This window comes from Rothia sp. L_38 (assembly GCF_050689125.1).
In the GTDB taxonomy this organism is placed as follows: domain Bacteria; phylum Actinomycetota; class Actinomycetes; order Actinomycetales; family Micrococcaceae; genus Rothia.
The window spans coordinates 192,124-198,485 of record NZ_JBOEQD010000005.1; the positions used below are offsets into that span (position 1 = coordinate 192,124).

A 6,362-nucleotide genomic window follows, 5' to 3' on the forward strand; every position below is an offset into this window, starting at 1 on the left:
CCATGGTAGAGAATCCTATTAAAACCCTGACCGAAGACCGCTGCTGGGAGCTGCTAGCTGCCCACGAGTTCGGCCGCCTGGCCCTGGCTGTTGGCGGGGAGGTAGATATCTACCCCGTCAACTTCGTGGTGCACGAGAAGAAAATCTACTTCCGCACCGCAGCCGGCCAGAAGCTCTCAGAAGTCGTCATCAGCCGCAAGGCCGCCTTCGAAATTGACGAGGTCATCGACGGTACAGCCCGCTCCGTTGTCGTGCACGGCAACGCCCACTGGCTCACCAGCGAAGCCGACCTCGACGCGGTCGAAGCCTTGGGCCTGTGCACCTACTCACCGACCTACAAGACCAACTGGGTTGAGGTAGAGCCGGTGAGCGTCAGCGGGCGCGAGTTCGAAATCGGGGCAGAACCTGCTGATGAGCTTTAAGGGGCTAAGGGGGCCAGCACCGGTACTGGCCCCCGCACGCCCGTGCTCTAAGGTCACATCGGTCTAAGTAGACACGAAGCCCCGTAAGTCGGCTATTGTTGTGCATACACGCGAAAAACCGACCCCAAGGAGCCCTCAGTGCCCACTAAGGCAACCACCGAGCACGGCAAGTCACTGCTGATCGTGGAATCCCCCTCGAAGGTGAAAACCATCAGCGGGTACCTGGGCGATGCCTTCATCGTTGAATCCTCCATGGGGCATATTCGCGACCTTCCCCAGCCCTCTGAGTTGCCCGATGAGCTCAAAAAGAGCCCCGTCGGCAAGTTTGCGGTCAACGTAGAAGAAGGCTTCGAGCCCTACTATGTGGTCAACCCCGATAAGAAAAAGAAGGTCACCGAGCTCAAGCGCCTGCTCAAAGAGTCCGATGCCCTCTATCTGGCAACCGATGGTGACCGCGAAGGTGAAGCCATTGCCTGGCACCTGCTGCAGGTGCTCAAGCCCAAGGTGCCCGTCTACCGTCTGACCTTCCCCGAAATCACCAAAGAAGCGATTCAGCGTGGCTTCAACGAACTGCGCGACATTGATAACAACCTGGTGGACGCCCAGGAAACCCGCCGTGTGCTCGACCGTATCTACGGTTACGAGCTCTCACCGGTGCTCTGGCGCAAGGTCTCCCGCGGCCTTTCAGCCGGGCGCGTGCAGTCTGTGGCAACCCGCCTGGTCGTAGAGCGTGAGCGCGAACGCATGGCCTTCCGCTCAGCCACCTACTGGGACCTCACCGGTACCTTCACCACCTCCGCCTCCGAATCTTTCACCGCCAAGCTCTCCGCTGTTGATGGTGCCCGCGTGGCTACCGGCAAGGATTTTGCCGATAACGGCACCCTCAAGCCTGCCTCGGCAGGTAAGGTTGCCCACCTGGATGAAGCCGCCGCCAGCTCCCTGGCTACCGCGCTGGCATCCGCCGCTTTCGCCGTCCGCTCGGTCGAAACTAAGCCCTATACCCGCCGCCCCGCTGCCCCCTTCACCACCTCAACCCTGCAGCAGGAGGCCGCCCGTAAGCTCCGCTTCTCGTCCCGCTCCACCATGCAGGTGGCCCAGCGCCTCTACGAGAACGGTTACATCACCTACATGCGAACCGACTCGGTTGCCCTGTCTGACCAGGCCACCCAGGCTGCCCGCAAGCAGGCAGCTGAACTGTACGGTGCTGACTTCGTACCCGCCTCCCCGCGCGTCTACACCTCCAAGTCCAAGAACGCCCAGGAAGCCCACGAGGCAATCCGCCCTGCGGGGGATTCCTTCCGTACCCCCGCCGAGGTCAAGAATGCGCTGAGCATCGACGAATTCCGCCTCTACGAGCTGATTTGGAAGCGCACCGTCGCCTCCCAGATGGCTGACGCCAAGGGCTCCACCGCCTCCGTCCGCCTGGGGGCAACCGCCGCCGACGGCCGGGATGCCGAGTTCGCAGCGTCCGGCACCGTCATTACCTTCCGCGGCTTCCTCGCCGCCTACGAAGAAGGCAAGGACGCCCTGCGCGGCGAAGAGGGCAAGGGCGAGGCCAAGGACGGCAAGGACGACAAGCGCCTACCCAACCTGGCAGAAGGCGACGCCCTGCGCGGTAGCGATATCGAAGCTGCCCGCCACGAAACCTCACCCCCGCCCCGCTACACCGAGGCATCCCTGGTCAAGGCTATGGACGAGCTCGGCATTGGCCGTCCCTCAACCTACGCAGCCGTCATCTCGACCATCATGGACCGCGGCTACGTCAATAACCGCTCCGGCTCCCTGGTGCCCTCCTGGACCGCCTTCTCCGTCGTCCGCCTGCTCGAAGAGCACTTTGCCAAGTACGTGGACTACGAGTTCACCGCGGAAATGGAAGAGGACCTGGACCGCATCGCCCGCGGCGAAGAAGCCCGCCCCGAGTGGCTCTCCCACTTCTACTTCGGTGGGGGAGATAAGCGGGGGCTCAAGCCTATCGTCGATAACCTGGGTGACATTGACGCCCGCGCCATCAACTCGGTTGAGGTCGCCCCAGGGGTCAACCTGCGCGTGGGTAAGTTTGGCCCCTACCTGGAAACCGGCGGTGAGATCGACACCGAAACCGGTGAAATCAAGGACCCGGTACGTGCCAACGTACCGGCTGACCTGGCTCCCGATGAGCTGACCGAGCAAAAGGTCGCTGAGCTGCTGGAGATGGGCAAGAATGACGGCCGTGAACTCGGTGTAGACCCAGAAACCGGACGCACCATCGTGGCCCGTGACGGCCGCTTCGGCCCCTACGTCACCGAGGTTATCCCCGAGATGACCGAGGAAGAAATCGCCGCCTGGATGGACGCCCAGCCCACCGAGTACTACAAGAACGGCAAGCCCAAGCCCAAGAAGAAGCCCAAGGCTGAAAAGCCCCGCACCGGCTCCCTCTTCAAGTCCATGGACCTGGCGACCGTCACCCTGGACGACGCCCTCAAGATTATGGCTCTGCCTCGTGTGGTCGGTACCGACGCTGAGGGTACCGAAATTACCGCCCAGAACGGTCGTTTCGGCCCCTACCTGAAGAAGGGCACCGACTCCCGCTCTCTGGAAACCGAGGACCAGATTTTCTCCATCACCCTGGACCAGGCCCTGGAAATTTATTCCCAGCCCAAGCAGCGCGGACGCGGCGCCGCCAAGCCCCCGCTGGCTGAACTGGGCGTAGACCCGGTCTCTGAGAAGAAGATTGTGGTCAAGGACGGTCGTTTCGGCCCCTACATCACTGACGGCGTCACCAACATTACTGTGCCTCGTAGCGAAACCATCGAGTCCCTGACCCACACCCGGGCGGTAGAGCTTCTAGCTGAGAAGCGAGCTAAGGGCCCGGTCAAGCGCAAGACAGCAGCCAAGAAGCCGGCGGCTAAGAAAACGACCGCGAAGAAAACTACTGCCAAGAAGACAGCGGCCAAGAAAACCGCCTCAAAGTCCTAGAAAAAGATCAGGCACCCGCCCCGCTAGCTCACCCTGAGAAAGCTAGCTGGGCGGGGGCCGTCCTTTAGACTAGAAGGCAGGAAAGTACTTCACCATCACACCCTGGGGGGACCCATGCGACTAGGCGTACTCGACATCGGCTCAAATACCGGCCACCTTCTCCTGATTGAGGGCCAGCTGGGCTCCCGCCCCGAAGCCTACACAGCAGCCCACAAGGAACCCCTGCAGCTGGTGCGCTATATTGACGCGGACGGCAATATCACCGACGAGGGCCGCGACCGCCTCACCGCCTTTGTGAAGTCTGCGGTGCTCTACGCGATTGAGCACGGGGCAGAAGACCTGCTGGCCTTTGCTACCAGCGCCATTCGAGAATCCAAAAACGGCCCCGAAGTCCTGCAACACGTGCAGAACGAAACCGGCGTCAACCTCACCGAAATCACCGGAGACCAGGAAGCCGCTATCACCTACCACGCCGTGCGCCACTGGCAGGGCTGGGGCGCTGGCCGTATTCTCAACTTTGATATCGGCGGCGGCTCCTTCGAGTTCTCCACCGGTATGGATGCCTACCCCGACGACGCTATCTCCGTGCCCCTGGGCGCCACCCGCCTGACCGGGGACTGGTTCAGCACCCCCGTGCCGTCCCCCAAGGAAATCAAAAAACTCCGCAAGTATGTGCGGGAAACCCTCGAACCCGTTGCAGAAACCCTGCTCGCCTACGGGCAACCCAACATGGTGGTAGGCACCTCCAAAACCTTCCGCTCCCTCGCCCGCATCTGTGGCGCTGCCCCCTACTCAGCTGGCCCCTTCGTCAAACGAGAAATCTCACTCGAAGACCTCAAACTCTGGACCCGCCGCCTAGAAGCCATGCCCCCCGAAGAGCGCGCTGGCCTCCCCGGCGTCTCAGACGTCCGCGCCGAACAAATGCTGGCAGGCGCTATCGCCGCCGAAGCCGCTATGGATGTCTTCGGTGTCGACCGCATGCGCGTCTCCCCCTGGGCCCTACGCGAGGGCCTGGTGCTGCGCCGCATGAACTACCTCTCCCAGCAAGGGCCCGAAGCCGTCATCGACCCCCGCTCCCTCGCCGCCTTCGTACAGGACTAGCCATGAACAACGCAGAGCAGCAGCGCCCGTCCGCCCGCAAACCCGTGCCGGTGGCCCTCTCCACCTCCTGCCTCTTCCCACTGGGCGTACCCGAAACCTTCTCAACGGCGGTCGACCTGGGCTACGACAGTGTAGAGGTCATGATTACCCACTCGGCTCTCTCCCAGGAGCCCCACGACCTGCTCGATTTGATCCAGAAGTACCAGATTCCTATCTCCGCCATTCACGCCCCCACCCTGCTCCTGACCCAGCAGGTCTGGGGCCGGGCCTGGAACAAGATGCAGATGGCGGCCAAAATGACCAAGGCCGTAGGAGCGGACGTCATCGTCGCCCACCCGCCCTTCCGCTGGCAGAAGCTCTACGCCAAGAACTTTGTGGCGGGCGTGCGGGAAATATCTGAACTTGAGAACGTCAAAATCGCGGTAGAGAACATGTACCCCTGGTCAGTCAAAGGCCACGCGATAGAGATGTACGCCCCCCACTGGGACCCCTCCCGCTTCGACTACGACTGGATGACCTGGGACTTCTCCCACGCAGCCGCAGCCGGGGACGACTCCCTAGAAGCCATCAAACGCATCGGCTCCCGCCTGGGGCACGTGCATCTGACCGATGGCTCCGGTGACAAAGTCATGGACGAGCACCTGGTCCCCGGCCACGGTACCCAGCCCGTCGCCGAAACCCTGCAATACATCGCAGCCAGCGACTTTGACGGCGTAGTCTGCGCTGAAGTGTCAACTCGCAAGGCCAAAGGCGCAGGCGCCCGCGACGACATGCTCTACGAGACCCTGCAATTCGCCCGCACCCACTTAGCTAGGTGAAAATTCATCACCCCACAATGCGCTTCGGACTCGCGCTCGCTGCCGACCCTCTCACGGGTTCGCTAGCGCTCACGTGTGATTCACGCCAGCCCCGCGCCAGCAGCTTCGCTGCGAGTCCGACAGCGCTTTCAACTATGTGTCATATTCGAAGGAGAACATCGTGACCACTGTTGCTTTTATCGGAACCGGCTCCATGAACGGAGCTATCGCCTCGGGCCTGCTTGCTGCGGGTACTGACCCCGCCACTGTGCGCGCAACCGTTGGGTCGCACGCCAGCATTGCGAAGCTGCGGGAGAAGCTGGGGGAGGGGGCCCAGGGAGTCACGATTCTGGCTGGTGAGGACGACGCCCAGGCTAACCTCAAAGCCGTGGAGGGAGCCGACGTGGTGCTTCTCGGCGTCAAGCCCTACGCCATTCTTGATCTGGCCCGTGAAATCTCTCCGGCTCTGGGCGAGCAGACCGTGGTGGTCTCGGTTGCTGCCGGTATCACCCTGGAAGCCCTACAGCGGGCTCTGCCCGAGGGGCAGCCTGCAATCCGCTGTATGCCCAACACCCCCTCACGGGTAGGTAAGGGCGTGCTGGCTATCTCGGTGGGCCAGACCGTTAGCGACGAGTTGAAGGACGCCGCCGCTCAGGTTCTGGGTGCTGCCGGCCGGGTCATTGAGGTTGAGGAAGAGCAGATGGGTGCGGTAACCGCCGTATCTGGTTCGGGCCCTGCCTATGCCTTCTTGCTCGCAGAAACTATGGCCGCTGCGGGCGTTAAGCTGGGTCTCGACGAAAAGACCGCGACCGAGTTGGCTGCTGCTACGGTGGCGGGGGCGGGCTACCTGCTGGACGCTGACCCCAACCCCCAGGATCTCCGTCAGGCGGTCACCAGCCCCCAGGGAACCACAGATAAGGCGATTACCGCCTATATTGATGGTGGCCTTTTTGAACTGACGGAGACCGCTATGCGGGCCTGCCTAGCTCGGAACGATGAAATGACCGAAGAGTTCAGCTCCGAAAAATAGTACAGGCCTAGTCTAAAAAAGAGGACCTGTAAAAGTAGGCTGTGTTACCAAAACCCC

Annotated in this window: 5 protein-coding genes; all 5 read left to right on the forward strand. The window is 62.1% G+C overall.

Annotated elements, in window-relative coordinates:
• The first annotated feature begins 2 nt into the window (after positions 1 to 2).
• The 5 genes from ACRCJM_RS05640 (at position 3) to proC (ending at position 6,305) form a co-directional block, all read left to right on the forward strand.
• Positions 3 to 422 (forward strand): pyridoxamine 5'-phosphate oxidase family protein, encoded by a 420-nt coding sequence (locus tag ACRCJM_RS05640; RefSeq protein ID WP_377128155.1) that lies wholly within the window; start codon positions 3 to 5, stop codon positions 420 to 422.
• 138 nt (positions 423 to 560) lie between these two features.
• Positions 561 to 3,377 carry a type I DNA topoisomerase gene (gene topA / locus ACRCJM_RS05645; protein WP_431464140.1) on the forward strand — a complete coding sequence of 939 codons (2,817 nt, stop codon included), beginning with the start codon at positions 561 to 563 and terminating at the stop codon, positions 3,375 to 3,377.
• A 114-nt stretch (positions 3,378 to 3,491) separates the two neighbouring features.
• On the forward strand, positions 3,492 to 4,478 hold the full coding sequence (locus ACRCJM_RS05650; protein WP_346874882.1) for a Ppx/GppA family phosphatase: 987 nt from the start codon (positions 3,492 to 3,494) through the stop codon (positions 4,476 to 4,478).
• A 2-nt stretch (positions 4,479 to 4,480) separates the two neighbouring features.
• A complete protein-coding gene (locus ACRCJM_RS05655) occupies positions 4,481 to 5,296 on the forward strand; it encodes a sugar phosphate isomerase/epimerase family protein (protein WP_431464141.1) in 816 nt (271 codons plus the stop codon).
• Between the two features lie 157 nt (positions 5,297 to 5,453).
• The gene (gene proC / locus ACRCJM_RS05660) at positions 5,454 to 6,305 is read left to right on the forward strand and encodes a pyrroline-5-carboxylate reductase (RefSeq protein WP_431464147.1); all 852 of its coding nucleotides are present in this window, start codon (positions 5,454 to 5,456) and stop codon (positions 6,303 to 6,305) included.
• The last annotated feature ends 57 nt before the right edge of the window (positions 6,306 to 6,362 follow it).

Excerpts from the sequence above, each read along its gene's own strand:
- ACRCJM_RS05640 (WP_377128155.1), top strand. The coding sequence starts at position 3 with ATGGTAGAGAATCCTATTAAAACCCTGACCGAAGACCGCTGCTGGGAG.
- ACRCJM_RS05650 (WP_346874882.1), top strand. The coding sequence starts at position 3,492 with ATGCGACTAGGCGTACTCGACATCGGCTCAAATACCGGCCACCTTCTC.
- ACRCJM_RS05655 (WP_431464141.1), top strand. The coding sequence starts at position 4,481 with ATGAACAACGCAGAGCAGCAGCGCCCGTCCGCCCGCAAACCCGTGCCG.